At 57.6% G+C, this 25,148-nt stretch carries 25 protein-coding genes; 10 read left to right on the top strand and 15 right to left on the bottom strand.

Annotation, left to right across the window (positions count from 1 at the left end; translation table 11 throughout):
* Position 1 precedes the first annotated feature (1 nt).
* Both ABDK75_RS11575 and ABDK75_RS11570 read right to left on the bottom strand, forming a co-directional pair.
* Positions 2–727: a response regulator gene (locus tag ABDK75_RS11575; protein ID WP_046900890.1), complete on the bottom strand. Its 726-nt coding sequence runs from the start codon at positions 725–727 to the stop codon at positions 2–4.
* Between the two features lie 60 nt (positions 728–787).
* Complete coding sequence (locus tag ABDK75_RS11570) at positions 788–1,831, bottom strand: cysteine synthase A (RefSeq protein WP_086634001.1); 1,044 nt, start codon at positions 1,829–1,831, stop codon at positions 788–790.
* 58 nt (positions 1,832–1,889) lie between these two features.
* Here ABDK75_RS11570 and ABDK75_RS11565 point away from each other — a divergent pair, with 58 nt between their 5' ends.
* Positions 1,890–2,282, top strand: a complete 393-nt coding sequence (locus tag ABDK75_RS11565; RefSeq protein ID WP_174694771.1) for a rhodanese-like domain-containing protein — start codon at positions 1,890–1,892, stop codon at positions 2,280–2,282.
* Here the strand turns inward: ABDK75_RS11565 and ABDK75_RS11560 are convergent.
* Both ABDK75_RS11560 and mtnA read right to left on the bottom strand, forming a co-directional pair.
* Positions 2,258–3,178 carry a DUF2272 domain-containing protein gene (locus ABDK75_RS11560; RefSeq protein WP_086634000.1) on the bottom strand — a complete coding sequence of 307 codons (921 nt, stop codon included), beginning with the start codon at positions 3,176–3,178 and terminating at the stop codon, positions 2,258–2,260. The genes ABDK75_RS11565 and ABDK75_RS11560 overlap by 25 nt on opposite strands.
* Before the next feature lie 273 nt (positions 3,179–3,451).
* Positions 3,452–4,549 (bottom strand): S-methyl-5-thioribose-1-phosphate isomerase, encoded by a 1,098-nt coding sequence (gene mtnA / locus ABDK75_RS11555; RefSeq protein WP_346005957.1) that lies wholly within the window; start codon positions 4,547–4,549, stop codon positions 3,452–3,454.
* Positions 4,550–4,765: 216 nt separating this feature from the next.
* Here mtnA and ABDK75_RS11550 point away from each other — a divergent pair, with 216 nt between their 5' ends.
* Both ABDK75_RS11550 and ABDK75_RS11545 read left to right on the top strand, forming a co-directional pair.
* Positions 4,766–4,948 carry a hypothetical protein gene (locus ABDK75_RS11550; protein WP_046900004.1) on the top strand — a complete coding sequence of 61 codons (183 nt, stop codon included), beginning with the start codon at positions 4,766–4,768 and terminating at the stop codon, positions 4,946–4,948.
* Positions 4,949–5,047: 99 nt separating this feature from the next.
* Positions 5,048–6,127 (top strand): glycosyltransferase family 4 protein, encoded by a 1,080-nt coding sequence (locus ABDK75_RS11545; RefSeq protein ID WP_346006180.1) that lies wholly within the window; start codon positions 5,048–5,050, stop codon positions 6,125–6,127.
* Here the strand turns inward: ABDK75_RS11545 and ABDK75_RS11540 are convergent.
* Positions 6,102–7,100 carry an aldo/keto reductase gene (locus ABDK75_RS11540; protein ID WP_211501914.1) on the bottom strand — a complete coding sequence of 333 codons (999 nt, stop codon included), beginning with the start codon at positions 7,098–7,100 and terminating at the stop codon, positions 6,102–6,104. The two genes, ABDK75_RS11545 and ABDK75_RS11540, sit on opposite strands and share 26 nt — an antisense overlap.
* Before the next feature lie 59 nt (positions 7,101–7,159).
* On the opposite strand from ABDK75_RS11540, the gene ABDK75_RS11535 reads away from it, so the two are divergent.
* From ABDK75_RS11535 to ABDK75_RS11525, 3 genes are read left to right on the top strand one after another with little or no spacing between them, the layout of a single operon-like run.
* On the top strand, positions 7,160–8,458 hold the full coding sequence (locus ABDK75_RS11535) for an O-antigen ligase family protein (protein WP_346005956.1): 1,299 nt from the start codon (positions 7,160–7,162) through the stop codon (positions 8,456–8,458).
* 21 nt (positions 8,459–8,479) lie between these two features.
* On the top strand, positions 8,480–9,466 hold the full coding sequence (locus ABDK75_RS11530; protein WP_211499922.1) for a GTP-binding protein: 987 nt from the start codon (positions 8,480–8,482) through the stop codon (positions 9,464–9,466).
* On the top strand, positions 9,463–10,503 hold the full coding sequence (locus ABDK75_RS11525; protein ID WP_211495938.1) for a WD40 repeat domain-containing protein: 1,041 nt from the start codon (positions 9,463–9,465) through the stop codon (positions 10,501–10,503). Before ABDK75_RS11530 ends, ABDK75_RS11525 begins: the two co-directional genes overlap by 4 nt.
* Before the next feature lie 53 nt (positions 10,504–10,556).
* Here the strand turns inward: ABDK75_RS11525 and ABDK75_RS11520 are convergent, their stop codons facing one another.
* On the bottom strand, positions 10,557–11,612 hold the full coding sequence (locus tag ABDK75_RS11520) for an aromatic ring-hydroxylating dioxygenase subunit alpha (protein WP_346005955.1): 1,056 nt from the start codon (positions 11,610–11,612) through the stop codon (positions 10,557–10,559).
* 176 nt (positions 11,613–11,788) lie between these two features.
* Here ABDK75_RS11520 and ABDK75_RS11515 point away from each other — a divergent pair, with 176 nt between their 5' ends.
* Positions 11,789–12,319 carry a DinB family protein gene (locus ABDK75_RS11515; protein WP_346005954.1) on the top strand — a complete coding sequence of 177 codons (531 nt, stop codon included), beginning with the start codon at positions 11,789–11,791 and terminating at the stop codon, positions 12,317–12,319.
* Here the strand turns inward: ABDK75_RS11515 and ABDK75_RS11510 are convergent.
* Positions 12,304–12,585 carry a SelT/SelW/SelH family protein gene (locus ABDK75_RS11510; RefSeq protein ID WP_046899997.1) on the bottom strand — a complete coding sequence of 94 codons (282 nt, stop codon included), beginning with the start codon at positions 12,583–12,585 and terminating at the stop codon, positions 12,304–12,306. The two genes, ABDK75_RS11515 and ABDK75_RS11510, sit on opposite strands and share 16 nt — an antisense overlap.
* A 181-nt stretch (positions 12,586–12,766) precedes the next feature.
* Here ABDK75_RS11510 and ABDK75_RS11505 point away from each other — a divergent pair, with 181 nt between their 5' ends.
* Positions 12,767–13,552 (top strand): phosphatase PAP2 family protein, encoded by a 786-nt coding sequence (locus ABDK75_RS11505; protein ID WP_046899996.1) that lies wholly within the window; start codon positions 12,767–12,769, stop codon positions 13,550–13,552.
* A 93-nt stretch (positions 13,553–13,645) separates the two neighbouring features.
* Here ABDK75_RS11505 and ABDK75_RS11500 read toward each other — a convergent pair whose 3' ends face one another.
* From ABDK75_RS11500 to ABDK75_RS11480, 5 genes are all read right to left on the bottom strand, one after another.
* Positions 13,646–15,601, bottom strand: a complete 1,956-nt coding sequence (locus ABDK75_RS11500; protein ID WP_346005953.1) for a Hint domain-containing protein — start codon at positions 15,599–15,601, stop codon at positions 13,646–13,648.
* 401 nt (positions 15,602–16,002) lie between these two features.
* On the bottom strand, positions 16,003–17,253 hold the full coding sequence (locus ABDK75_RS11495; RefSeq protein WP_346006179.1) for a chloride channel protein: 1,251 nt from the start codon (positions 17,251–17,253) through the stop codon (positions 16,003–16,005).
* 371 nt (positions 17,254–17,624) lie between these two features.
* Positions 17,625–18,986, bottom strand: coding sequence for an L-serine ammonia-lyase (locus ABDK75_RS11490; protein WP_339405731.1), 1,362 nt, complete (start codon positions 18,984–18,986; stop codon positions 17,625–17,627).
* A gap of 20 nt (positions 18,987–19,006) precedes the next feature.
* Positions 19,007–19,900, bottom strand: coding sequence for a cation diffusion facilitator family transporter (locus ABDK75_RS11485; RefSeq protein WP_346005952.1), 894 nt, complete (start codon positions 19,898–19,900; stop codon positions 19,007–19,009).
* An 8-nt stretch (positions 19,901–19,908) separates the two neighbouring features.
* Complete coding sequence (locus tag ABDK75_RS11480; protein WP_086634359.1) at positions 19,909–20,955, bottom strand: cation diffusion facilitator family transporter; 1,047 nt, start codon at positions 20,953–20,955, stop codon at positions 19,909–19,911.
* Between the two features lie 214 nt (positions 20,956–21,169).
* Between ABDK75_RS11480 and ABDK75_RS11475 the strand changes: the two genes are divergently transcribed.
* Complete coding sequence (locus ABDK75_RS11475) at positions 21,170–21,763, top strand: DUF805 domain-containing protein (protein ID WP_099210734.1); 594 nt, start codon at positions 21,170–21,172, stop codon at positions 21,761–21,763.
* On the opposite strand, the gene ABDK75_RS11470 is transcribed toward ABDK75_RS11475, so the two are convergent.
* Genes ABDK75_RS11470 through ABDK75_RS11460 form a run of 3 tightly spaced genes read right to left on the bottom strand, consistent with a single transcriptional unit; the run spans position 21,760 to position 24,346 of the window.
* Positions 21,760–22,560, bottom strand: a complete 801-nt coding sequence (locus tag ABDK75_RS11470; RefSeq protein WP_346005951.1) for an ABC-2 family transporter protein — start codon at positions 22,558–22,560, stop codon at positions 21,760–21,762. The genes ABDK75_RS11475 and ABDK75_RS11470 overlap by 4 nt on opposite strands.
* The gene (locus ABDK75_RS11465; RefSeq protein WP_086634362.1) at positions 22,557–23,381 is read right to left on the bottom strand and encodes an ABC-2 family transporter protein; all 825 of its coding nucleotides are present in this window, start codon (positions 23,379–23,381) and stop codon (positions 22,557–22,559) included. The genes ABDK75_RS11470 and ABDK75_RS11465 overlap by 4 nt, the downstream gene beginning before the upstream one ends.
* Complete coding sequence (locus ABDK75_RS11460) at positions 23,378–24,346, bottom strand: ATP-binding cassette domain-containing protein (protein ID WP_346005950.1); 969 nt, start codon at positions 24,344–24,346, stop codon at positions 23,378–23,380. Before ABDK75_RS11460 ends, ABDK75_RS11465 begins: the two co-directional genes overlap by 4 nt.
* A gap of 195 nt (positions 24,347–24,541) precedes the next feature.
* On the opposite strand from ABDK75_RS11460, the gene ABDK75_RS11455 reads away from it, so the two are divergent.
* Complete coding sequence (locus ABDK75_RS11455; RefSeq protein WP_064273810.1) at positions 24,542–25,123, top strand: DJ-1/PfpI family protein; 582 nt, start codon at positions 24,542–24,544, stop codon at positions 25,121–25,123.
* Positions 25,124–25,148 lie beyond the last annotated feature (25 nt).

Genomic DNA, 25,148 nt, shown 5'->3' with positions numbered 1-25,148 from the left:
GTCAGACGCGTTCGACTTCTGCTGCAAGGACGTAACCACCACCACGCACGGTTTTGATGACCTGTGCATTTCGGCCGTCATCTTCCAGCTTGCGACGCAGGCGGCTGATGGCGACGTCAATGGCGCGGTCGAACGGTCCAGCCTGACGGCCGCGAAGCAGCTCAAGCAGCATGTCTCGGGTCAGGACGCGGTTGGCGCGTTCCAGCAGCGCGATCAAAAGGTCATATTCGCCACCCGTCAGGGAGATTTCTGCTCCATCCGGGTTGAGCAGACGGCGGCGGACCGGGTCGAGGCACCAGCCGGCAAACATGATCTTGCGGGTGTCTGTGGCCTGGCGCTTTTCGGATGCATCAACCGTCCGGCGCAGCACAGCGCGAATGCGGGCGAGGAGTTCGCGGGGATTGAACGGTTTGGCGACGTAATCATCGGCACCAAACTCCAGCCCGATAATCCGGTCGGTTTCATCGCTCATGGCCGTCAGCATAATGATGGGGACATTATCCTGTGTGCGCAGCCAGCGGGCGACTTCAAGGCCGCTTTCGCCCGGAAGCATCAGGTCCAGAACCACAAGCTGGTAATGACCATTGGCCCAGGCTTTTCGGGCTTCACGACCATCGCGCGCAGCCGTGACGCGAAAGTGGTTCCGTTCGAGGAACTTGCTCAGAAGCTCCCGGATTTCACGGTCATCATCGACGACCAGAAGATGGGGAAGGGTTTCTGTACCCATGATGATGTTACCTTCCATCGGCTTGTGGCGCGGTTCAGGTCCGCCGCGCCACTTTCGTGCTTACGCCAGCCAGGAGGGAACCGGGAGGTTTTTCGCACGAAGGAACTCAGGGTTGAACAGCTTGGACTGATACCTTGCCCCTCCATCGCACAGGATTGTAACAATCGTATGTCCAGGACCAAGCTTCCTTGCAGTTCGGATAGCTGCTGCAACATTGATACCTGACGAACCACCTACGGACAGGCCTTCTTCTGCCGTCAGGGCAAAGATCTGCTCCAGCGCTTCCGGGTCTGCAATTCGCTCTGCATCATCAGGTGCGCAGCCCTCAAGGTTGGCTGTGACACGTCCTTGGCCAATACCTTCCGTGATGGAACCGCCGCTGATGGTCAGGTCGTTGGATTTCACCCAGCCATAGAGTGCCGAACCTTCAGGATCAGCCAGCACGATCTTTGGGGCCGTCTTCCCGGCTGCCGCAGCCTGTTCCCGCAGGCCCATTCCGATGCCTGCCAGAGTGCCGCCGGTGCCGCAGGCGCAGGTGAAGGCATCAATCTTTCCGCCCGTCTGGTTCCAGATTTCGACGGCTGTCGTAGTGCGATGGCCTTCGCGGTTGGCAGTATTGTCGAACTGGTTAGCCCAGAAAGCACCGGTTTCTTCAGCCAGACGACGCGACACATGAACGTAGTTACCGGGGTCACGGAAGGGCTTGGCGGGGACCAGTCGCAGGTCTGCGCCGATCATGCGTAGAAAGTCGAGCTTTTCGCGGCTTTGGGTTTCCGGCACGACGATGATCGCCTTGCAGCCCATGGCTTGGGCCACCAGCGTCAGTCCGATGCCAGTATTCCCAGCCGTTCCTTCGACAACGGTTCCGCCGGGCTTGAGAGCGCCAGTGCGGAAAGCATCTTCGATAATGGCAAGTGCTGCACGGTCTTTGACAGACCCGCCGGGGTTCATGAACTCCGCCTTGCCGTAGATGTCACAGCCGGTTTCTTCGGAGGCGCGCTTCAGACGGATGAGCGGCGTTCCACCAATGGCGGCCGTCATGCTGGAGGAGGTGCTCTGCCACCCTGCCGAAACGGACTGGTGTGGGCTGGTGATGTCAGTCATACGTTCACTCCTGTGCTAACGGAATTATAGACCGCGTTTTGTAGGGATGAGGAAGGCCATGAAGGTACTGACAGCAAAGCAGGCATGGGACGTGCTTGCAAATGAAGCCGACAGCATCCTCGTCGATGTGCGGACACCTGTGGAATGGGCGGAGATTGGTCTGCCCGATTCTTCTGCCCTGCCAAGACCCGTTGTGTGTCTGACGTGGCAGCCGGGTCTGGAACAGATGTTTCTGGAAGGACTGCTGAATGCCGTGCCTGATCAGAACAGCCGCGTCCTGTTTCTGTGCCGGTCGGGGATGCGCTCCCATAATGCAGCGCTTCTGGCTGAACATGCCGGATATGCAGATGTAAGCAATATTGTTGACGGCTTCGAAGACAAGCATGGCCCCGGCACGGGCTGGCGCGCCGGGGGACTGCCATTCGTTCACATGCCGCTGTCAGGTTCCTGATCGGCGTCATAACGGACTTCAAGGACGACGCACCACGGATAGCGGCTGTCGTAGCTGTGGCCTGAACCATCAGCGATCCGGCCGTTCGCATCTGTGGGGACATGTGTCAGGGACACGGCGTCGTCCACATTGCCGCCAACGATGCTCAGCTCATGACCGAACGGCTGGTCATTCTGATTGACGGCCGCGACGATGCCGCAATGGGCCGGGAAACCGTAAGACGTAGGCAGCATCGAGAATGTCACGGTCTTGCTACGGCCACGGCCTACGCAGATCAGATCGCCGATCTTCGGGGTGTAGCTTCCCGGATCGTGCGCGCTGACACCGCTGGACTGCCCACTGGCGGCCGCGTTGATATAGGTCGCGTGGTTAGGCGAATACGGGAAGCGGTCATTCGCGCCGGCGACACGCATGACGTAAGAAATGAATGCCGCTGACCAGGCGTAGCGCCCGTCATGTACGGCTTCGAAGCGTGTGCCGTTCGCATCGGTTTTGCCCGTCCAGCCAGCTTCCGTTTCATATGGGTCCTGGCCGATCCACCAGTATTCACCAATGCGCTGCCACAATCCCGGAATGCGTTCCGGCTTCAGGGCAGGATCGGTGGGTTCCGGTCGGTCTTCCGGGTCATCATCTGACACGGGGGCACCGAACATTCGCCATTCACGCAGGGCAATGGCTGCAACGTCCTGACGGTTGAACGGCTCGAAATTACGGGTCGCAAAGTCCGGAACGTGGCTGTTGTAGCCCACCGGACCTGTTGTGCCGTTCGCATACTGTGCGTTGGGAGTCTGGGCCGGATACGGACGGACACTGTTCTGACTGGCGCAGCCGGTCAGTGCGAACAGGGCGGCCGTAGCAGCTGTTCGCCAGAAAATATGCGAGTCTGACACAATCATCCTCATGCTGGCTCGATGAACCTGCATCTTGAACGGCAAGTGCGATGGGGCGTCAAGAGTTGGGGCAGAGCATGGCGTGACTGCTCGCAACCGGTGCCGTTATTTTGCGGAGAGTTTTAGCCGGGCAGACTGATCAGGCGCACCCTAATGAGGAAACTCTGACAGAGTGCAAACCCGGGTGCATCGACAGAAGCGTACACCCTCATGTTGAAGGCAAGTCAGGCCCCTGTTTCTGGCAGGGGCCTATCCTCACAGGACTGTCAGGAGGCGGGTTTACTGCCCGTCAGGGAACAGCCCCTTCAGCCCTTCTTCCGAAGCATCACAGCGGCCGCGTTCCGTAATCAGGCCTGTGACCAGACGGGCAGGTGTGACGTCGAATGCCGGGTTGGCGGCCGGGCTGTTATCCGGTGCAATACGGACGCGGCCCGGAGCGCCGTTATCCGTCAGACCCGTCATGAACAGGACTTCGGTCTGGCTACGCTCTTCAATCGGGATTTCCTTCACGCCGTCCCGAACACGCCAGTCGATCGTGGAAGACGGGAGTGCCACCCAGAACGGGACGTTGTTGTCTTTGGCTGCGAGCGCCTTGAGGTAGGTGCCAATCTTGTTGGCCACATCGCCCTGCGCGGTCACGCGGTCCGTGCCGACGATGACCATGTCCACATCGCCAGCCTGCATGTAATGGCCGCCAGCATTGTCCGCGATGACGGTATGCGCGACACCATGGCTGCCGAGTTCCCAGGCCGTGAGTAGGCTGCCCTGATTGCGGGGGCGTGTCTCATCCACCCACACATGCACAGGGATACCTTCGTCGTGCGCCATGTAGATGGGGGCCAGTGCTGTTCCCCAGTCCACCGTGGCAATCCAGCCGGCATTGCAGTGCGTGAGAAGATTGACGCGGCCTGTCTTACCTTTGCGCTCCCAGATTTCGCGGATCAGTTCCAGTCCATGGCGGCCGATGGCCTCATTGACCTGCACGTCCTCATCACAGATCGCATCTGCTTCCACATATCCGGCTTCAACGCGCTCTGCTGGCGTGAGCGCGCGCAGACGCGTCACCATGCGTTCAATGGCCCAGCGCAGGTTGATGGCGGTCGGGCGTGTCTCAATCAGATCAGCAGCTGCTTTTTCCAGCGCAGCATCGGATGCGTCGTTCTGCAGGGCAAAAACCAGACCATAGGCCGCGACAGCACCAATCAGCGGAGCACCACGAACCTGCATGCTGCGGATTGCATGCGCGACAGCGCCGACGTCGCGGAGTTCAAGCACCTCCACTTCCCATGGAAAGCGGGTCTGATCGAAAATGCGGATGCTTTTGGCGTCGTCAGACGGGCGCCAGATGCTGCGATAGGCAATGCCATTGATCTTCATTGGATGCTCCTGGGAGACGCTCCGGCATTCAGGGCGCGGAACAGAAAAGACGTCTTATAGCGCATGTGCGCGATACACTCCGCGAACTCAAGAGTGGAAACCCCCGGGCCGTATTACGCGTTGGGCGGATATAGCCTTGCGAGTGTTCAGAAACCGGTAGTATGAATTGTATTACGTTTCGTGTCTGGATTCTCTTTCTAGCTGTAGGGAAAGATAATGGCCTCTCTCGTGAACCCCGGAAATACAGCCGTGCGCTCGTCTGACGCTCAGCCACGTCTTTCCACGAAAAACAGGTCTGCCAACATGACGGCGCTAGAAAAATACCGTCTGCTACGGGAGAATCGTAAAGTGGTGCGCCGCCAGAAGCTAGAACAGGAAAAGCGCCAGATCTCTTCCTGAGAAGGCCTCTTTCACTCTTCTGTCTCAGGCTGTTAAGCCTCATCCTCGCTCGGCCCCTTGTTTGTCGGGCCGGATCTGGAAAAGGGCTGAGCAGTGTCTCTGCGTGTACTGACGGTTCTGCCGCCGCGTGAACTTTATGCTGAGGGCCACGCTGGTGCGATTTCCCTGCTCGTCAGCCGCGTGGCCCTCTGTGATGATCGGGTTATCGGCAGAGCTGTCTCCGGCGTGCCATTGCCGGGCGGCAAATTTGTTCCCCTGAAGCGTGGCATATGGCCACTCCCTCAACGCCTGAGCTATGCGCTGTCCTGCGTTCGCGCAGCCCGACACTTCCGGCCCGATCTGATCGAGGTTCATAACAGGCCCGATCTGGCCATGGCGCTGTCTCGTGTCGCTCCCGTCCGGCTGATTCTGCACAATGATCCGCGCTCCATGAGGGGCGCCAAAACTGCGAAAGAAAGATCCCGGCTCGCCGCAAGGGTGCTGGTATGCGCTGTGTCCCGATGGGTTGCGACGTGTTTTGCAGAAGGCAGCGATATACCGCCACGCGTCGAAATTCAGCCGAACTGTGTGGATCTGTCCGTATTGCCAGCTGAGCGCCCGCGGAAAAAACAGGTTCTGTTCGCGGGACGGGTCGTTGCCGACAAGGGGGTAGATGCTTTTGTCTCAGCCTGGGCAAGTCTGCGGCATCGGTATCCGGACTGGACAGCAGTCATTATGGGCGCTGACAGATTCGGCCCGGATTCACCGGAAACCCCGTTTTTGACTCGGCTGCGGCCTCAGGCGGTGCAGGCTGATCTTCTGATGACGGGCTATCGGTCCCATCCGGATGTTCTGGAAGCCATGACGGAAGCGGCTATTGTTGTTGTGCCAAGCCGCTGGCCGGAGCCATTTGGCATGACGGCACTGGAAGCCATGGCATGCGGGGCGGCTGTGATCGTCTCGCCATTTGGCGCTCTACCGGATGTAGTTGGGGATGCGGCCCTGCTAGCGGCCCCGGATGCTACCGGAGCGCTAGAGGCGGCGCTGGGTCAACTGATGGATAACCCAGCACTCAGAGCGGAGCTGGGCCGTAAGGGCCGCGAACGGGCCGCTCTGTTCAGTCTGGAGGCTGCCCGCGCGCGCCTTGTCGCGTTGCGTCAGGCAGCCATTGCTTTCAGTCGCGGTTCGGCGGCCCCATGAAGGTCGGGTCAATCGCATCCGGGACGTGACGTGCCAGAATTTCGTCTACGGCCTTCTTTTCCTCGTCGGTCAGAGACCAGCCGAATACATCCTTCACGCCGGAGACCTGTTCAGGCTTGCGTGCGCCCCAAAGTGCGATAACTGGCCCCTGATCCAGAACCCAGCGTACAGCGAAGGCGAGAACGGACTTGTCGCGCTTGGCGGCTAGCTCCTTGAAGTCTTCGACTGCGGTGAGATAGCTCTCGAATTTCGGCTTCTGGAACTTCGGATCACCTGAACGCAGGTCATCTTTTGGGAAGCTCGTGTCCTTGTTCATCTTGCCGGAGAGCAGTCCGCGGCAGAGCGCGCCGTAAGCGAGCACCACGGCGTTATTCTTCTTGGCATATGGGAGAATATCTTTTTCGCAGGTGCGTTCGAACAGGTTCAGCGGGGGCTGAATTGTTGCGAGTGGGGCAACTTCGCGAAAAATATCCATCTGCTCCGGCGAGAAGTTGCTAACGCCGAGCGCCCGGATCTTGCCTTCCTGATGAAGTTTCTGCAGCTCGCGTGCGCTTTCATCGATGGGCGTCTTGTCATCGGGCCAATGGATCTGTTCGAGATCAATCGTCTCGACCCGCAGGCGGCGCAGGGAGTCTTCCACTTCCTTGCGGATGCGGGCAGGGCGGGAGTCACGGAAAACCTTGCGGTCTTCGGGTTTATCATCCGTCCAGTTCAGGCCCAGCTTTGTCGCGACGAAAGCCTTGTTGGGCTTTTCGGCCAGTGCGCGGCCAACAACTTCTTCTGAGTGCCCGAAGCCATAGACGGGTGCCGTGTCGATGAAATTGATGCCGTCATCGAGAGCTGCATGGATGGTGCGAACGCCGTTTTCATCGTCCGGCCCGCCCCACATCCAGCCGCCAATGGCCCAGGTGCCGAGAGCTACGCGGGAAACCGGAGTGTCGATGCCGGGAATGAGAATGGTGTCTGAGGACATGCCTGTCTCCATAAGAAAGGGACTGTTTCAAAAAAGCGCATTCGGATGGAGGTGGTTGCATGGAAAGTCGAAACCCGCCATCCACAATGTCCATGCGCCTGTCTTCTTTTTCCCTGACCCGCCTCGGCCAGTGGCTTGCTGTTCTGCTGCCGCTGACACTCACGCATCTCAGAGGGCTGGCGGAAGCAGACCTCGATATTCTTGCCGTTCTGCTGTTGGTGCAGTCGGCACGAACGCGGCAATGGGGCTGGGCAAGAGAGCCCTGGGTCATCGCGACCTTCTGTTGGTGGGGCTGGCAGGTTTTGTGCACAGTCTGGGTCTCGCCCGGGCATGGGGCACTGGGCCAGTCTCTGGCGGCCATCCGCTTTCCGCTGGCTGCCGCAGCGCTGGGCTGCTGGCTGTTGCGCGATGACGTCTGGCGCAGAAGAGCGCTCTGGGTCACGTGTGGATGCGGGCTCTACATTGCATTCCAGATTATGGTTCAGGCGGCGTTCGGGCGAAATCTGTTCGGCGTGCCGCGCTTCCATGATGGCACTCTCACAGGCCCTTACACGCATCCCCGTGCCGCTGCCCCATTGTCACGCCTTATTCTGCCGATGCTGATGCTTGGTTGTACTTTGATCGAGGGTTGGAAAAGTCGTTGGTCCCGCACTCTGGGGCTCTGTGCTGCGACGGTTCTTGCTGTGGCCGTCATGGTCCTCGCGGGGCAGAGAATGCCGTTCGCGCTGTCGCTGTTCGGAATTGGCATCTGCGCGCTTCTGTATCGGCCGATGCGCCCGGCAGCGCTTGTTGCGGCGGCAATGATGCCGCTTCTGATCTTTGCAGCAAGTGCGCTGTCGCCCGGTAGCTTCTCACATCTCGTTGTGCTTGCCCGGCAGCAGTTGACGCATTTCAGCCAGTCTCCTTACGGCGAGATTTACACGCATGCTGTGGTGATGGCGCAGGAACATCCTTTGCTGGGGCAGGGCTATGACGCCTATCGCCATCACTGTGATGACCCGGCGACGTTCCACGGTCTGTCGTGGCTTTCCATGGCAACGCCAGAAAAAGGCTGGCGCGATCTTTGTGTTCAGCATCCGCACAATCATTATCTTCAGGCTCTGGTGAATGCCGGCATCCCGGGCCTGATCCTGTTTGTGCTGATGGTGGCCTGCTGGCTCAAGGCGCTCTGGCCGGGACGGCAGGGTTCAGCCATTGCAATCGGTCTTTTTGCTGCGGTCTTCATTCAGGAATGGCCCATCGCGTCCTCTTCGGATTTCATGAATCTGCCGTTGGGTGGATGGGGATTTCTGATGCTCGGTCTGGGGTTGGCCTATCGCAACGGCTTTCAAGACACGGCGCGCGGGCCTATATCGTAAGCAGATTACGGAGGCACCCCCATGTCCAGCACCAGTGATCCGGCACGCGCCGGAACCGTTCCCGTTACTGTTCTGACCGGCTTTCTTGGCGCCGGTAAAACCACCCTGCTTAACCATATCCTGACTGCTGAGCACGGCCGCAAATATGCCGTGGTCGTCAATGAGTTTGGTGAGCTTGGCGTGGATAACGACCTCGTGGTGGATGCCGACGAGGAAGTGTTCGAAATGAACAACGGCTGCATCTGCTGCACCGTGCGTGGCGATCTGATTCGCATTCTCGGTGGGCTGCTGCGTCGTCGTGGGCGCTTTGACGGGATCATCGTCGAGACAACAGGCCTTGCCGATCCGGCCCCGGTCGCACAGACATTCTTTGTAGATGAAAACATCCGCGAGAAGGCCCGTCTGGATGCCGTCGTAACGGTTGTAGACGCCTTTAACATCATGCAGACGCTGGACGAAAGCCCCGAGGCTGTCAGCCAGATCGCTTTTGCGGATGTGATTGTCCTGAACAAGATCGATCTTGCGGATGAAGAGCGCCGCAAGGAGATCGTTGCGCGCATCCGTCAGATCAATGCCGTTGCGGAAATTCATGAAGCCCAGCACGGCGGCGTCAAGCTGACGGATATTCTGGATCGCGGCGGCTTTGATCTTCAGCGTGCCCTGACCACAATGCCGGACTTTCTGGAAAACGATCATCACTCCCACGAAGAGGGCATCGTCAGCATTTCCCTCTCGGTGAAGGAGCAGATTGACCAGCGTCGTTTCCAGGCCTGGATCGGTGCGCTTCTTCAGGAGCAGGGTGGCGATATTCTGCGCTCCAAGGGCATTCTGCACTTCAAGGGTGAAGATCAGCGCTTTGCGTTTCAGGCCGTGCATATGATGGCAGATGGTGATTTCATCGGCCCCTACCGTGAGGGAGAAAGCCGGGATTCCCGTCTGGTTTTCATTGGCCGTAATCTGAACCGTCCGCAGCTTCGTCGCGGCTTTGAAAGCTGCATCGCGGAATGACACGGGAAATCATTGAAGATCGCGGCGCAGAACGCCGCTTTGAAAGCCCGATCATTGGCGTTGTGTCGTCACGCGATGGCAAGACTTTGGCCGCTGCCACGGCGGATGGTGAGATCATTCTCATTCCGCGCGACAAGATGAATACGCTTGGCGCCTGGACGGTTCTCTCGGTTCACGAGGGGGCGTTGTGCCTGTCACAGGACAGCCTGCCGGATGCATTTCTGACCGGCGGCGAGGACGGAAAACTTGTCCGCACTTATGCCGATGGCCGGACGGAGGTTCTGAGCGAAGGACGCCGGTGGGTCGATTGCATTGCGTCATCCACCACGCATTTCGCGTTCTCGGCTGGCCGGGAGCTTGAAGTCCGGGCGGCTGAAGGCACGACAACGCTCAAGAAGCTGGATCATCCGTCATCTGTGACGGGCATTGTTTTTGATGCCAAGGGCAAGCGCGTTGCGGCCTCGCATTACAACGGTGCGTCTGTCTGGTTCGTGCAGGCCAAGGTCGATACGGTGCGCCCGTTTGAATGGAAAGGCAGCCATATTGGCATTGCCATTCATCCGGGTGGGGAAGCTCTCGTGACGTCCATGCAGGAAAATGATCTGCATGGCTGGCGTCTGGCCGATGGGCACAACATGCGTATGAGCGGCTATCCCAAGCAGGTGCGGTCCATGGCGTTTACGCGCAATGGCCGTTGGCTGGCGACAGCCGGGGCGGATGCCATTGTGCTGTGGCCGTTCTTCGGTGGCGGCCCGATGGGCAAGGCACCGTCCGAGCTTGCCCGTCTTCCGGGGCTGTTTGTCAGCGCTGTTTGCCCCAACCCGAAGGAAGACATCATTGCGGCCGGCTACGAAGACGGGACTGTTCTTCTGGCTGAGATCGGGGGCGGGGACCAGCGTGTGCTGCCTCTCTGCTCAGGCCAGAAAGCTGCCCGTGGCAAGGTGACGTCCGTGTCCTTTACTCCGCAGGGCGGGGCTATCATCTTTGGAACGGAAGATGGGACAGTTGGTGTTGTGGATCTGTCCGCTGCAAGCTGAACGTTGCTTCAGACCGTCATGAAAAGGAGGCCTTCGGGCCTCCTTTTTTGCGTTCAGGCTGTGAAAAACTGGCTCAGCCCCATCCCACGCAAACCCCGGCGATAGGCGATGGAACTGCGATCTGCCATCACATGCGCCTCAAGGTTGGGGTCAAGAGGCAGGTTTTCCGGCTTCTGCGCCTCAACAATCTGACGGTCTTCTTCAAAGACACGGCGATTGAATTCGTAAACATCCTCAACGGAGCCAGTCGTATCGAAATTCCGGCAGATTGGCGCGAACATGCGTGTCACACGAGCCGAAACCGGTGAGGCTGCATTCATGATGACGAGCCTGCCATCGTTCGGGAAGTGGATTTCCAGCGTTGCCGTGAAGGGCAGGAAAACCCGGAAATGCCGGAGCCATTCGAAGTCCGCAAACTCTTCAACGCCCAGAAGCCCGTGCGGAAAGTTGGAGACGTTGCTGCGATATTCAGCCTCGAACCCCGTTTCCGTCAGCTTGGGTGAATAGGATGGAACGATCGGGTTCTCAGGGTCTGCAAAAGTCTCGGTATGGACGAAGGCAAAATGTGCCACGTCAATAAAGCCTTCGACCTGACGTCCTGCGAAGCCCTTGATGTCGATGGATGGACAGGTGATCTGCTGGAAGGCTGGATCGTCCCAATGCGGCATCGGTGGGAGATTGATTTCTCCTTCGGGGCGTAGGCACGTCCAGATGAGGCCGAACCGCTCTACAACAGGGTAGGTCTTCAGGTGGAGCTTCGGCGGGATCTTGCTGTCCGGATGGGCAGGCACACGCACGCAACGGCCATCCTGGCCAAACCGGAAACCATGATAGGCACAGGCAATCGTCTCGCCGTTTCCATTGCCCATGCTTAGCGGCACACCACGATGAGGGCACAGATCATCGGCAACGACGATATCATCTCCAGAGCGGTAAATGACGAGAGGTGCATCCAGCAGCACCGCCCCAAGCGGGCGCTCCCCGAGTTCACGGGACAGGGCGACCGGGTACCAGGACTTGGCAAGGATCTGCCAGTCTGCGGGTTCGAACGTGCAGTTCCGTGGCAGGTCAACGGATGCAGGAGAGCGGCTGGCGCAGGCTGCGGTCATGGAAGGGTCCCCGCGGGCTGAAAAAGGATCTCGCAAATCATTTCATGGATAGGGTGTTCTCGGATATAGCATAAATATGCTTATAGCGTTCTAATAATGAGGTACTTCAGGCTGATTGAATTGCCTCGATTGGCTAAATACGGCACATATGGAACGATATCGGAATGAGGTGCCATATGCCCAGACTATCTTCTTCGCCTCATTTGCAGACGCTCATCATGTTCCTGGAATATCGCGCTTGGGCTGACAGGCTGACATACGACGCTCTGCTCAAGTTACCGCAGTTGGAGATTGTGAAACCGCGGCAGACAACGTTCAGCACCCTTTTGGGCACCTTGAACCATGTCTATGTCGTCGACGATATTTTCCGCCATCATCTTCAGGGTCAGGATCATGGGTATCGGTCACGTCAGACCGATGAGGTGCCCGATCTCGAAGCGCTCTGGCAGGCCACGCAATCCATGCATCAGTGGTATCTGAATGCCGTCAGGCAATGGAGCGTGGATGATTTGAGCTGCCCGATTTCATTCACATATGTTGATGGCCAGCCTGGGGTTATGACCCGTGAACAGATCATTCTTCATGTCGTCAATCACGCCACTTACCACCGGGGATTTGTAGGCGACATGCTCAAGCAGATCCCGGAGAACTGGCCCTCCAATGATCTGACAGTCTTTCTCCGGGATGAGTATCAGCGGTCTGTGTGACCAAGGTCCTGTTCAGGTGCGATGATATCCCTGACACGCTGTTTGAGCTCTTTCGGGCCAGGAAATCCTCCATCGCGCTTGCGTTCCCAGACGAGCACGTCATCCACATGAATTTCAAAGCGCCCGCCGGTATCAGGGATCAGGGCAACTTCCCCGAGAGCCTGCCCGAACGTGGAAAGCAGTTCCTGCGCCATCCACCCAGACCGCAGAAGCCAGTTGCATTGCGTGCAATATCGGATTGAGACGCGCGGTGCTGTGGAGGACATGTCTTTTCTCCTGGGGTGAGGCGTTGATGAGCATCATTGCACAGCACGGCAACTCTGCCATCTTTCAGATGTGTCTCTAGGCACGACTTGCAACGGTCATAAAGAAACACTTTCCCCCGACAGGAAGAGAACATTATGAAAGTGGATCGTCTTTATTCCCTTCTGTGAGACCCTGCGCCGCATGATGTCGTCTGTCCGCCTGCCTGTTGCACTTCTGATGTGCGCTACTCTTCTTTCTGCCTGTGAAACACCATCCCGGCAGCCATTGCCGGAATCCGCTGTGCCGGATGCCCGTCTGGTTCTGCCGCAGCCACCAGCCTCAGGCAGTGCCGCGCAGGCAGATGATGACCGTATTTTCCGTGAGACACGCGCCTTGAAAGATACGCCACGCTGGGCGCTTGCACAGAAAGATGCAGATCTGGAAGTGCCGCACCTTGTCCGCGATTTCTCCTGCTCCGTCGGCTACACGCTGGATCTGGCGAAGGCGCCCCATCTGGCGATTGTGCTGAAGCGCATGGAAAATCCCATCATTCACCGGACGTCAGAAGCTAAACATTACTGGCATCGGACCAGGCCGTTCGTTGGCACGAACCTACCAATCTGCACGTCGCCCGAGGGATTGGGTCTGCATTCCTCATATCCATCAGGCCATACGACGGCAGGATATGGCATGGCTCTTTTGCTTGCTCATCTGATGCCTGAACATGCCACCATGCTTCTGCAGCGCGGGCGTGTTTTTGGTGAGAGCCGGATTGTCTGTGGGGCGCACTGGAAGTCAGACGTGCAGGCTGGCTTCCTGAATGCATCGTCTGAAATGGATGCGCTTCTTGCGGCTCCGGAATTGCAGGATGATCTTGCCGCTGCCCGGGAAGAACTGCGCGCCATGAAGGCTACGGCCCCTGCACCAGATGCTGCTGACTGTGCTGCAGAAGCAGACGCTGCCGCACATTCCATTCTGTCTGAATGATAAAAATCCGGCCAAGAGCAGAAAGCTCCACGGCCGGATTGTTTTTGAGTCTTCGTCACACGGCCACCCTGGGTAGGGTGGCCGTTTTCAGTTTTATGCCTGAAGAGCGGAGACTTCGGTGTTCGGTTGGTCGATGTATGGTCCGCCAGCAACGATCTCTACGGCAAGAAGAGACATGCCGTGTTCTACAGCACTGGAGCCAAGATCGAGTTGGGCATCGCCGAGTGTCCAGCGAATGGCAGAGTTCTCTTTGTCAGCCCAGCCTGAAAGATCAGTCTCTTCCAGATGCGACGTGATCGTACGTGTATTCTCAGGAGTATACAGGGTGATGTTCCCAACCAGCACGCCCAGTTCACGACGATCATCCACAAATGGGCCAATAGCGTCGGATGGTTTGGCTGCTCTTGAGACAAGGCGCACGCTGCGGACGTTTGATGGCAGCGTGAAGATCGCGCGACCATTGCTCTTACGGGACTGATGGATCACTTTACCGGCTGGTGTGATCAAATGCAGGTCCGGGTTTGTCACCACTGCTCTGGTGTCACGGACGTCATCAAACCCAAGGTTTATCGCGCGCTCGGCAAGAGCGTGATGAACAGGCTCAACCTTGTTGCGGCTGACAGTCAGCGGTGCAGCAGCATCAGCTTCCCATGTGCGGACCGGGCTACTCAGGCTTACGACAGCGCCATCCTGTGTGAAGCCGTCCCGGTTGCCTGTGTTGAGATAGCTCTCGGTCAGCATTCCGTCAGACGTAAGGACAGAATGCACATCCGTCTCGATATGGAAGTAATCGTAGGATGTGATGGAGGTGTCGTAAATAATGCTGCGGCCATTCACGAGCATACGGGCCGGGATCAGGCCGCCATCAATGAACAGGCTATGCTCTGGTGTCACCAGAAGGTCTTTGGATGGAACGCCATCTGCAATCGCATTCTTGCAAATGCGAACCGGATAACCCGCGACATCCGGGGCCAGTCCTTGACGGACAATGGCATGCTTCCGACCAACCCAGACGACCGGGCGAACCTGCTCTCCCTCGGGCGTCCAAGCGAGAACTTCAGCGCCGATTTGGACGTCCTGAACGGGCATGTCACCGGTTGTGGTACGGATCATCGTATCCGCGAGGAAGCAGACTTCTGCTCCCTTATCCAGCGAGATGATTGTCTTGCCATTTCCGTCTGGGGAGAAATGGGCGTGATACTGGGAGTAATCGCCTACGAGCTTGATGGTGTAGGATGCCTTGCCCTGTGTCACGGTCAGGACGTTACCGACGATTTTGGCAGCCGTATTGCCCTTATAATCCAGGGTGCCGATGTCGATCTGGCCACCGGGAACAAGTATCGTATCGGTGATGCTTCCGCCTTGAATGACAAGAGATCCGCCAGACGAAATTGTCGTCCCGCTTGCGATGCCCTTACTTCCGACAACGATGTTGCCTCCAGCATTGACGATCGTGTTGACGGCGCGGCCACCACTCGAAACATTTAGGCTCGCGGCAGCGCCCGAAACAGTCGCACCTGAGGCAACGGCATTCTGGCTGATGTTCTCAACGCCACCCGCCTGAATACGATCACGAACTGTCGTGCCGCCGGTCGCTGCCACTGTACCGCCAGAGGTCACGGTGTTGGCCGTTGCCGTTCCCGATGTCAGGGTCTGCTTGCCGCCACTCTGGATAGAGGCATTGAAGCTTGAACCACCAAAGATGAACTGATTGCCGTTGCTTGCAACCGTGTCACTGGCAACGCCGCCGGTGTTGACGGTCTGGCCCGCGCCTTTGGTGGCGATTGTGCCTGTTGCCGTTCCGCCGGAGTAAATGACTTCCTCAGTGTCTGGAACTGTCAGAATGGAGCTGATGGTTCTGCCACCAGAGTAAACCTCCACATGACCGCCTGCTGTGACTGCTGTCTTGATGGCGGTGCCACCAGAATTCACAATGAGGTAGTCATTCTTTCCTGAAATATAGAGTCCGCTGACGGTCGTATTGTGCTGACGACGGTTCAGTCCATCATGGCAAGGATCAGGATATCTGGAAGGATTTCTGTGATTCACTAGGATGTCTTTTCTTGGGGAAAGACGCATGTGCGCCCATAATGAATGCCCTTGAATCAATCAAAGATAATTTTGATTATGGGCATATAGGATTGTTATTGCGGTGAAGCGCCTGAAATAGCGTTCTTTTCGGGCGCGGCGGTTCAATCGCATGTTCGAATTTTAAAAACAATACGGATTTTGGATTTTTGTATCTTTATGTGAAATTTATTTTCACGGCGGCATCTCTGAATAGATGAAGAAATGCCGGAAAACTCACGATTAATCAGGCGTTATCGTGCAGTAAAATAGATTTACTGATGGATAGAGAGATCGAAGCGTATTGGAAGAGTTTGGGGTCGAATTAATTACTTATTAACGAAAAGAATCTTAAGCCTCGTTTCTTAATAAAAAAGCGCTCCTTAGAGCGCTTTTTTATTTTCGGTGGCTGCTGTGTTCGATTCTGGCGCCTCAGGTCTGGGCGGTCGCAGGGCATGTTCGTTGGCTTCCATGAATCTGTCAGCCAGCGCGGTGTACAGTGGGCGAGGACACACCATGCGAGAGACACCAAACGCCAGAAAGGACGTGGCCAGCAGCGCAAGCGTCACCTGCTGGTTGTCACACATCTCCATGACGATGATGGTCGCTGTGAGGGGCGACTGCGCGACGCCACAGAAATAGGCGACTGTCCCCAATAGTACGACTGCGCCGGGCGTGGTGTGGGGCAGAAACTGCTCAACCCAGCCTCCAATCGCAGCACCAATCGCCAGCGATGGCGCAAACATGCCGCCCGGAATGCCTGAGCAATAGGACACCAGCATCGCCAGATATTTTAGGACGAAGAAAGAAGCTGGGTAGTGCTCTGTGCCCGAGAAGATGGCGCGAGCCTGCGCATAGCCCGTTCCATAGGTTGTCCCTTTGGAGATCAGGCCAATGATAGCCAGTACGAGCCCGCAAGCTGCCGCAAATGCGATTGGGCGCTTCCCGGCGAAACGGCCGACAGGGCCTGGAAGACCACGCGATGCCTTGATGACCAGTGCCGCGAACGTTCCACCTGCCAGTCCGCCGAGGATGCCGCAGGTCAGCACCGCGATCCATGCTGTACCAACCGGGATATCAACGTCGGCATGGCCGAAATAGGTGTAGTTTCCCAACAGCGCGATGGCCGTCACACCGGAGACAACAACGACGGTCAGCGTCCGTCCGGAGGTGCGCTGTTCGAAAGAATGGGAGAGTTCTTCAATCGCAAAGACGATGCCGGCCAGCGGTGTATTGAATGCTGCGGCCATACCAGCCGCGCCACCGGCAAGGATCATGCTGCGCTTTGCGGCAATGTTGGACTGTCCGAGGAGGCGGGAGAAGGCATGCATGATGGATGCCCCGACCTGAACGCTTGGCCCTTCGCGCCCGATCGATGCACCGCAAAGCAGGCCCAGACAGGTCAGAAGAATTTTCCCAACCGAGATCTTGAGCGCCAGAACCCTGTCAACCATCGTGTAATTCTCGATGTGCAGGGTGGCAATTGTCTGCGGAATACCTGAGCCCTGTGCACCTTTGAAAAGGGTTCGGGTCATCCATGTGATGAAAGCGAGACCTGCCGGGGCCACGAACAGCATCGCCCAGGGGTGCCATTCCAGGATCCGCGTTCTCAGATCAGCCGCAGCGTCACCCATGCGGGCGAAAAGCACGGCGACAACACCAATGAGAACGGCGCCGATCCAGTAGATGACAGTGCGCCGCCACTGGGTGGTCGTGGCGCGGGCCGAGCGTCTCAGATGATGGATACGGTCCTTACGGCGCAGGGCGTGCTGTGAGGAGACATGTCCCGGAGGTAAGGGCTTGGGAGTAGGGCTTGGAGGAGTGGGCAAGGTATCGGCCAATGGAGGACGTCCAAGAAGGAGTGTCGGGCAAGGGAAGATACGCCCGGTTCAAACCCCGCGCGTTACATGTCCGGTCCTGCCAGCCTTCTTCGCGCCGGGTCAAGAAGTCTGAACCGATCAAGTAGAAAATGAACGCAATAACTCGCAATGTGGCTGCAACGGTCTCAGCATTCCGGAAAGCTGACGGCCAGACCGCCCAGCGATGTTTCCTTATAGCGATGGTTCATGTCCGCGCCGGTTTCGCGCATCGTCTGGATCACCTGATCCAGAGAAACATGGTGCACTCCGTCACCGCGCATCGCGAGTGAGGCCGCGTTAATGGCCTTGATGGCTCCAAACGCGTTGCGCTCGATGCAGGGGATCTGGACGAGGCCACCAATCGGGTCGCAGGTCATGCCCAGATGATGCTCCATGCCGATTTCAGCAGCATTTTCAACCTGATCCGGTGTGGCGCCCAACGCTGCGGCAAGCCCGGCTGCGGCCATGGAGCATGCGACGCCCACTTCGCCCTGACAGCCTACTTCTGCACCAGAAATGGAAGCATTGCGCTTGAACAAGGCGCCGATAGCCGTGGCGGTCAAAAGAAAATCCCGCATGCCCTCCCGTGAGGCCCCGGGACAGAAGTCCCTGTAATAGCGCAGAACGGCAGGAATGACGCCGGAGGCACCATTGGTCGGAGCTGTTACAACGCGTCCGCCCGCAGCGTTTTCCTCATTCACGGCGATTGCGAAAAGACTCACCCAATCCATGATTTCGTGGGGTGCGCGCTGATTCCAGCGGGTTCCACTTTCCAGCTTGCGGTGAAGAGTGCGTGCGCGGCGTTTGACATGCAGTTTGCCAGGAAGAATGCCGTCTTCTCTTAGTCCCCGGTCGATGCAGTCCATCATCGTATCGAGAATACGATCAATATAAGCAGTGACGTCGTTATCGGCCCGGAGTGTTGTTTCATTGGCCCAGATCAGGCCAGCAATAGTCAGGCCGCTCTTCTGGCAATCATCCAGCAGTTTGCGCCCCGATATGACATCATAAGGAACGGCGACGGGCGGGATGATAGTGGCCTCGGTAGAGTGGTCTTCCGGAACAATGAAACCACCACCGATCGAGCAGTAGCGCTCCCGTAGGATAGATTTTCCAGTACTGTCAAAAGCTTCGAACTGGAGCGTGTTCGGATGGACAGGAGGAACGGTTTCGTAATCGAAGACGGTATCGGACGCCGGGTCGAAAGGGATGGTCTGGCCCCGGAGTGTCAGATGTTTTCTAGACTGGATTTTTGCGATGATCTGTCTGGCATGATCAGGCGAAATCTGATCCGGGAGCCATCCTTCGAGGCCGAGAAGAACGGCTGTGTCTGTTGCGTGTCCAACGCCGGTCCATGCCAGGGAGCCATAAAGGGTCACCTGAATTCTGGCGACAGATATGTTTTCTGGAAGGGCCTCGGCAAAGGCGTGTCCTGCCCGCATGGGGCCGACTGTATGGGAAGAAGACGGGCCGAGGCCAATGCGGAACAGGTCGAAAAGACTGATCATGGTCGGAATGTCCGAAGCTGTCAGGACAGGACCAGAACGCCGGAATGCTTGGCCTTGTCAGCAGGTTCTACGTGGATATGGATCGAAGCCCGGCCCAGTTCTTTCCGCAGACCAGCTTCAATACAGTCGCAGATTTCATGCGCGTCATGCACACTCATTTCGCTCGGAACGACGAGGTGGAACTCGACGAAATGTAAGGGGCCCACTTTCCGCAAACGCAGATCATGCGCTTCGAGAGCGCCCGTTCCGCTTGAGGAGATGACAGCCTTTACGGTTTCCACCGCCTCTGTACCTGGAATTTCATCCATAAGACCTGACATGGACAGGCTCATCATCGAGAAGCCAGCCCGCAGAACGTTCAGGGCAACCAGGGCTGACAGAACTGCGTCCAGTCGGTCCCATTTGATGACGGGGATCAGGGACACGCCGATGACCAGCGCAACAGTCGCCCAGACGTCTGACTGAACGTGCTCCCCTGCAGCCAGCAGGGCCTGTGAGGAGTTCTTCCGGCCGAACCCGATGAGAATGCGTGCCCAGACCAGATTGACGACACCGGCGAGTGCATTCAGTGCAACACCCTGGAAGGGGGCATGAACCGGCGTCGGATGCATCCAGTCATGTACGGCCACGACGAGAATGCCCAGTGCCGTCAGAACAACCAGAACGCCTTCGATCACAGCGGACAGGTATTCTGCTTTGCCGTGGCCGTAAGGGTGATTGTCGTCAGCGGGCAGCGCTGCAATGGAGAGTGCCCACAGGGTGCCGAATGCCGCAATGACATTCAGAATGGTTTCAATGGCATCAGACAGCAGTGCATCTGAGCCGGAGACCCAGAATGCTGCGTACTTGATGGCCAGAACCACTACGCTCATCCCAATGGAAGCGTAGGCAATCTTGATACGTGTGGACGTCATTGAAGCTCTCAGCAGCAGACCTGTTGAAGATCGCAGGACGCTGGTGGACTTTCGATCTGGAAGGTGGGGTGAGAAATTTTGAACTTGTCACGCAGGAGGATTGTGGCCTGCGTGATGATCTGTTCGGGGCTTTGCTGTGCCGTCTCATCCCGCAGCAGGTGGACCGTAAGAGCTGTTTCTGTCGTGCTCATCGGCCAGATGTGCAGGTGATGCAGTCCACTGACGCCGGGAACGGCCAGTAGGGCGGTTTGAACGTCCGCGGGTACAATTCCGGCAGGAACGCCATCCAGTGACAGCGAGACCGACCCTTTAAGCAGGGACCATGTCGCGACAATGATGGACACAGAGACAATGAGGCTGACGATCGGATCAATGATCTGAAAGCCGGTCCATGTGATCAGGAGCCCTGCAATCACAACGGCAAAGGCCATCATGGCATCAGACGCCATATGCATGAACGCACCGCGAATATTGAGGTCGTTCGAGGCCCCCTTCATGAAAAGGAGGGCAGTAAACGCATTGACCGCAATTCCGACGAGCGCCACCCAACTGACGACCGATCCCTCGACGGGCGCATTCGCGAAAAGACGAACGATGGATTCCCAGATGATCCCACCCGTCACCAGCAGCAGGACCGTCGCATTCACGAAGGCCGCAAGAATGGTGGAACGACGCAGGCCATAGGTGAAACGTGTCGTGGGTGCACGACGGGCCAGGCTTTCCGCCAGCCATGCGGCACCAAGGCCTAGAATGTCCGACAGGTTGTGGCCTGCGTCTGCCAGAAGGGACAGCGAGTGTGCCCAGACACCCCAGAGGGCTTCGGCCACAACATAAATTGTGTTCAGGACGATCCCGATAGCGAACGCACGGCCGAAATTCGCCGGTGCATGCGTATGCGGACGTCCAAAACCAAACCCATGATCGTGCCCGTCACAGCCCTCATGGTCATGATCCTGGTGATCATGAGAGGCATGGTCGTGCCCATCTGCATGAGAATGGTCATGATCAGTGTGGTCATGGCCGTGTGCGCACGTGTGGCTGTGATCTGATGTCATGTCCGGGCAAATCTGTGGCTGGGGTCTCGCATCATATAGCATCTCGTTCCATCAACCCAAGCGATGATCTGGCTCGTCCAGAATTGTCAGTGCGCGCATGTTGATAGAGCAGGGTTTTTCAACGCTGTGGGTGGACGCGTCGGTTATATTCCGTAACAAAGAGGAGACCTAGCCCTGCAATGTCAGCAGAGGGGGACTTGCAGGGAGAGTGTCCATGAAAGGCACCGTTCTCGGATTTGATGTTCAGACGGGCGAAGGCGTGATCCTGAATGATCAGGACGTCCGGTATGCATTTTCGAAAATGAACTGGCGGGACACTCTGGCGCCCATGAAGGGGCAGCGGGTGGATTTCGAGCCTTGGGGCACAATGGCCAACAATGTGTTTCTGGATATTCAGGCCGGGCAGTTTGCGTCTTTGCCCGCTGCGGACATGTCTTTCACTGACGCCGTTCGTAGTTGCTTCCGCCGGGCAACAGACTTTCAGGGCCGCTCCCGCCGAAAGGAATACTGGTACTTCAGGATTGTTGAAATCTGCTGGACGATCCTGATCTCCGTGATTTCCGATGATCTCAAACACAGTGGAAGTGTGATTGCAGGGCTGCTGAACCTTCTCCTTATTCTGCCCTGCCTCTACATGTTCGTTGTAGATCTCAGTGTGTCTGTCAGGAGGTTGCACGATACCGGTCGGTCAGGCTGGTGGATGCTCCTGTACTTTACGGTGATCGGGATGATTCCGGTGTGGATCATGATGTGCTTCGACACTGACTATCGCATCAACAAGTGGGGCTATCCGGCCAAACAGCCCTAACTCCCGCTTGAAACATATCCGGCTACGCCTCTCTGCCAGCACAGAACCATCAGGCCGAGGAACGCAAAGCCCATCCCTGGAGACAGCAGGCCGAACCAGAGAGGCATGCCCAAAGGATCAGGATGGTTCAGCATGGCTAGAGCCGGATAGTAACAGACAGCCGATAGTGGGAGCGCCCATGTCAGGAAGCGACGGAGCCAGCGTGCGAACATGGTGAGTGGGTATTGTCCTGCTTCCACGCCGCCATAGGTCAGGACGTTTACAACCTCCAGCCCTTCAACCGTTACGAAGCACAGGGCGGCCTGCCCGATCAGAACGCCCAGAAACATGGCGGCCCCACCCGTCACTGCCCAAGGCAAAAGCCAGACTGTCGCCCATGAGACATGTGGCGAGAGCCAGAGACCTGCTCCCATAACGAATGCTCCCTGAAGGAAGCGCCCGATCGGGCGAAGTCTCAGTTCGTGGCCAAGAAGCAGGACGAGTGTCGAGCGTGGGCGAAGAAGAAGTCGGTCGAATGAACCTGTCTTGACGTACTCGCCGCCAAAAACCTCAAAGCCGCGGCCAAGAGTTTCGGCAATTGCGAAAGACACGTTTACCAGTCCGTATAGAACGGCCACGGCGCCAATATCCCAGCCCGCGATGCTGCCAAACCGCTGGAACAGGCTCCAGATTCCGAAGAAGCTCAGCAGGGTGGTGACGAAATTTCCAATGAGCTGAAGCGCTAATGTTCCGGGATACCGCAGTTGTGCCTTGATCGAGGCTGCTGCCATGCGCCGGTAGAGTGAAAACGCATTCATGCGCCCTGAACCTCCATCCGGGAGATGGTGCGATGCATCCAGAAGCGCCCCACAAGTGTGAGTGCGGCCAGCCAGAAACATTGAATGCCCAAGGCGGTCAGAACGCCGCCCGGGATGGCCATGCCCATGTAGAGCCGGATGGGAATGTCAGAAATTCCGGCAAAAGGCTGGAACAGGAGCAACTCACGCGCCCAGTCCGGATAAAGCGGCAGCGGCAGGAGCATTCCTGAGAGCAGAACAGCCAAGGGTGTGCCGACAGCATACGTTCCGAGAGGCGATAACGTTCGGGCCGTGACGATATTCCACCACATCACGATGCTTGCGGAGATGAAAGCACCAAGGATGAAGGAGCACAGAGCCAGCATTGCGGCCCACAATGAGGCGGGCGGAGCAAGGCTCCAGCCATTCAGCCCAACGAGGGCAGCAAGTGGCCCTGCGACAGCGGCAAGAAGAACTGCGCGCGGAATGGCGTTGCCAAGAAGACGGGCAAGCGAAGCCGAGAGCCACCAGTTCCATAGATCGACGGGGCGTAACAGGTCATAGACGATTGCTCCGCTCTTTGCTGCTTCACCAATAGCGGGGAGGCAGCCAAGAGGAAGCAGGGTGAAGAGGGATTGCTGGATCCAGGTGTACGTCATGGCCTGACGCAGCGTCATGGGTGCATCCACGCCGGGGGCATGATGGTAAACCGCGGCATAGGCCATGAGGGAAATCGCGCCGAACCACATCTGCGCCACAAGCCCCGCCAGTACCGCAAGACGATATCGCAGACCAATTTTCCATTGCAGGACAAAAGACGTCACATAGGGTTTGATGGTCACGATGCGTGGTCCGCGTAGAAGCGTGTAATAATTTCTTCAATCGCCGGGCGCCCGATCCGCAGATCACCCAAGCCTGGCAGTGTCGAAAGATGCGCTACAAGCAGAGGCGCGGGCAGGCGTTGCGGATCAAACGTGATCGTCACGCTGCGAGAGCCACGCGCTGTTTCTGTCGCCCCCTCGGGCAGAAGCAGGTCTGGCAGCGGCCCGGTAAAATCTGCTTCCAGAATTCGTTCCGAGAGAGTGGTCGCCTGAAGGGCTTCAAACGGGCTATCTGCAAGAATACGACCATGACCGATGACGATGACCCGGTCTGCCAGTGCTTCAATATCATGCATGTCATGCGTGGTCAGAAGCACCGTTGTGCCGCGCTCGCGTCGTAGATCCCGCACAAAAGCGCGTACCGCCAGCTTGGACGGGGCATCCAACCCGATCGTAGGTTCATCCAGAATAATCACATCCGGATCATGGATCAGGGCAGCGGCGATTTCTGCCCGCATGCGTTGTCCCAGAGACAACTGCCGGACGGACTGATCCATGATGCCGTGCAGATCCAGCGCATCCGCCAGACGCTCCTGGTTGCGAAGGAACCGCGCTGGCTCCACGCTGTAAATATCCCGAAGAAGCGCCAGTCCCTCCCCAACAGAGAGATCCCACCAGAGCTGCGTGCGCTGGCCAAACACCACGCCGATCCGCGCGACATGTGCGATCCGGTTTTCCCAAGGGATCAGGTTGCCAACACGGACGGTCCCGGAGGTCGGGCGCAGAATACCCGCCAGAATTTTGATGGCAGTAGATTTCCCAGCGCCGTTCGGCCCGATGAAACCGGCAATCTCGCCTGCGGGGACTGTGAAAGAAATGCCGTCCAGAGCCGTGATTTCGCGCGTTTTGCCACGCCAGCTGCCGCCATCACGGACCTGATATGTCTTGCGGAGGTCATGCACCTCAATCGCGGCAGCATTCTTCATGACGGAACAGGGCCTTCTGAAGGCACCAGGGTGCCATGACTGAACGGAATAATAGTTCTGCGTGAGCTCTCATATTCAGGCAAGTGGGAGGCCATGGTGACAGAGCGGAATGTCGTCACCACCTATTACCCACGCGCTTCCCGAATGCGGTAAGAAGGGAGCAGTATTGTGAACCTTGATCGTCAGGATGATCCAATGGCCGGTAAACGTATTCTCATGCTCGCAGGTGATTTCGTTGAAGATTACGAAATCATGGTGCCATTCCAGATGTTGCTGATGGTGGGACACAAGGTTGATGTGGTGTCACCGGGCAAGAAGGCTGGAGAGCAGGTAGCAACGGCCATCCACGACTTCGAAGGCCATCAGACTTACACTGAAAAGCGCGGTCATAACTTTACGCTGAACGCCACTTATGCAGGCGCAAAAGCGGAAGATTATGACGCACTGGTCATTCCCGGCGGCCGTGCCCCGGAGCAGCTTAGCACCGATGAGAGCGTGCTGGACCTGATCCGCGCTTTTGTCACGGCTGACAAACCGATTGCCGCTGTCTGCCATGGCCCGCAGCTTCTCGCCGCAGCGAATGTCATTTCAGGCCGCAAGGTCTCCGCTTATCCGGCCTGTCGTGCTGAAATGATCCTCGCAGGAGCTGACTATCAGGCCATCGCAATTGATGGCGCTGTGACAGACGGCAAGCTCGTAACAGCGCCGGCCTGGCCAGCACATCCGGCATGGATTGGTCAGTTCCTGAAGGTTCTGGGAACCAAAATCGAAGCCTGAGCCTTTGTTCCGTCAGGAGAGCCCA

The sequence above is a fragment of the Gluconobacter sp. OJA genome (assembly GCF_039638325.1).
GTDB lineage: Bacteria > Pseudomonadota > Alphaproteobacteria > Acetobacterales > Acetobacteraceae > Gluconobacter > Gluconobacter cerinus.
Note: the sequence above shows the minus strand (reverse complement) of the source record. Positions and strands in the feature narration are given on the sequence as shown.